At 63.3% G+C, this 2626-nt stretch carries 2 protein-coding genes; both read left to right on the top strand.

Translation table 11 applies throughout. From position 1 onward, the window contains the following. Nucleotides 1-366: 4Fe-4S binding protein (locus tag D7024_RS13690; RefSeq protein ID WP_121452273.1), on the top strand; the 366-nt coding region annotated here is incomplete at its 5' end. Nucleotides 367-701: 335 nt separating this feature from the next. Next, the coding region (locus tag D7024_RS13685) for an FAD-dependent oxidoreductase (RefSeq protein ID WP_435374064.1) at nucleotides 702-2626 on the top strand (1925 nt) is incomplete at its 3' end.

The following is a 2626-nucleotide window of genomic DNA, read 5'->3' as shown; positions in this document are numbered from 1 at the left end:
GCGGCGGAAGGGTTGTACCTGTGCGGCCTGGCCCACTCGCCCAAGCTGGTGGGGGAAAGCATCACCCAGGCCAATGCGGCGGCCATGCGGGCGGTGACGCTGCTGGCCAGGGACCGCCTGGCCAACGTGGCCATCACCGCCACCGTCAACCCGCGGCGCTGCGTGGCCTGCGGGGTTTGCGTGCAGGTGTGCGACTACCAGGCCCGGAGCATAGACCCTTTGCGGCGGGTGGCCGATGTGAACGAAGCCCTGTGCCAGGGGTGTGGGGCCTGCGTGGCCGCATGTCCCAACGGCGCTTCCCAGCAAAAGGGGTTTGAAAAGGCCCAGCTCCTGGCCATGCTGGAGGCGGCCCTGGAAGCGGTGTAGGTTTGTTAGGCGCGGAGCACTAAGTGAGGGGAATAATGACGTATCTGTCTAAAGTACCCCTGAAGCGGGTTGACTAACAACTTACGTTTAAGGTCTGAACTATCGTTTTTTAGCCTGTTTTGGCTCGGAAGCGAGCGACTTGACCCAGCACTCACTGTAACCAGAGTTCTTTGGTAGGATGATTGCTACCTAATATGCGGTTTCAATCCCTGGGCAGGTACATAAGTCCGGTGAGTGCTGGGTCACCGGAGCGAGCGAGAGCCAAAACAGGCTGGGTTGGAAAGTGGGGATAACTCAGGTTTAAGGCGATGCTTTTTAACAAGGAGGCAGCTACCGTGGCAACAAACAGCCAGCCAAGAGGCTCCGTGGTGGTTGTGGGCGCCGGCATCAGCGGGATGCAGTCGGCCCTGGACCTGGCCGAGGCGGGGTTTAAAGTCTACGTGGTGGAGCGGGGCCCCGCCATTGCCGGCCACATGTCCATGCTGGATAAAACCTTCCCCACCAACGACTGTTCCATGTGCATCCTTTCCCCCAAAGTGGCCGACCTTGGGGGACATCACAACATCGAAGTGCTCACCCTGGCCGAGGTTACCGGGGTAAGCGGTGAGCCGGGCGACTTTACCGTTACCGTCCACAAGCACCCCCGCTTTGTGGATTTAACCCGCTGCGTCAGCTGCGGCCGCTGTGAGCAGGTCTGCCCCCAGGAAGCGGCCGACGACTTCAACCAGGGCCTGGGTGTGCGCAAGGCCATCTACAAACCCTATGCCCAGGCTTTTCCCAACGCCTATGTGGTGGATCCCGACGCCTGCCTGCAGTGCGGCGCATGCGTGGAGAAATGCGCCCGCAAGGCCATTGACCACCATATGCGCGGGGAAGAATTCCAGATCCGGGCGGGGGCGGTGATCCTTTCCCCCGGCTTTGAGCTGTTCGATGCGGTTGCCCGGCCGGAGCTCGGTTACGGGCGCTTCCCCAACGTGGTTACCAGCCTGCAGTTTGAGCGGATCTTGAGCGCTTCGGGGCCATATGAAGGCCATCTGGTGCGGCCTTCCGACGGCAAAGAGCCCCGGCGCATCGCCTGGCTGCAGTGCGTTGGCTCCCGGGAGCCCCGCTCCGGGATCGATTACTGCTCGGCGGTGTGCTGCATGTACGCAACCAAGGAGGCCATCGTCGCCAGGGAACACACCCCCGGGCTGGAAACAACCATCTTTTACATGGATATGCGGGCCTACGGCAAGGGCTTTGAACAGTACTACCGGCGGGCGAAAGACGAGCTGGGTGTACGCTACGTCCGCTGTGTGGTATCCGAAGTGAAGGAAGTGCCCGGCACCAGGAACCTGCTGCTGCGCTACCGCACCCCGGAAGGCATTTTCCGGGAGGAAGAGTTCGACATGGTGGTGCTGTCGGTGGGCATGCGCCCCGCCCGGGGAACCCGGGAACTGGCCGCCGCCCTGGGGGTGGAGCTGAACCGGTTCGGTTTTTGCCGGAACGATCCGTTCAACCCGGTGGCTACCTCCAGGCTGGGGATCTTTGCCGGCGGCGCCTTTGCCGGCCCCAAGGACATCCCCGAAACGGTGACCGAGGCCAGCGCGGCGGCGGGCTGCGTCTCCCGGTTGTTGAGCGCCGCCCGGGGCAGTGAAACCCGGGTCAAGGAGTACCCCCCGGAAAGGCCGGTACATAAAGAGCCGCCCCGGGTGGGGGTGTTTGTCTGCCACTGCGGCATCAACATCGGCAGCGTGGTGCGGGTGCCCGAGGTGGTGGAGTACGCCAAACACCTGCCGTGGGTGGTGCACGCCCAGGAGTTTCTCTTTGCCTGCGCTCAGGACAGCCTGGAGAAGATCCGCAGAACCATTGTTAACCGCAAGCTCAACCGGGTAGTGGTGGCGTCGTGCACGCCGCGGACCCACGCGCCGCTGTTCCAGAACGTTTTGAGGGAAGCGGGGCTGAACCCCTACCTGTACGAGCATGTGAACATCCGGGAGCACTCCTCCTGGGTGCACCGGAACCGGCCGCAGGAGGCCACGGAAAAGGCCAGGGACCTGGTGCGCATGGCCGTGGCCCGGGCGCGCCTGCTCACCCCCATTGCCCAGACCTACACCGAGATCAATAAGGGCGCCCTGGTGGTAGGCGGGGGAGTGGCGGGCATGACGGCAGCCCTCTCCCTGGCAGAACAGGGCTTTCAAGTTAGCCTGGTGGAAAAGGAAGCTGAGCTGGGCGGGAACGCCAGGCACCTCTACTACACCCTGCAGGGCTCGGATCCCCG

Origin of the sequence: Desulfofundulus salinus (genome assembly GCF_003627965.1) — a bacterium.
Classification (GTDB): Bacteria; Bacillota; Desulfotomaculia; order Desulfotomaculales; family Desulfovirgulaceae; genus Desulfofundulus; species Desulfofundulus salinus.
Note: the sequence above shows the minus strand (reverse complement) of the source record. Positions and strands in the feature narration are given on the sequence as shown.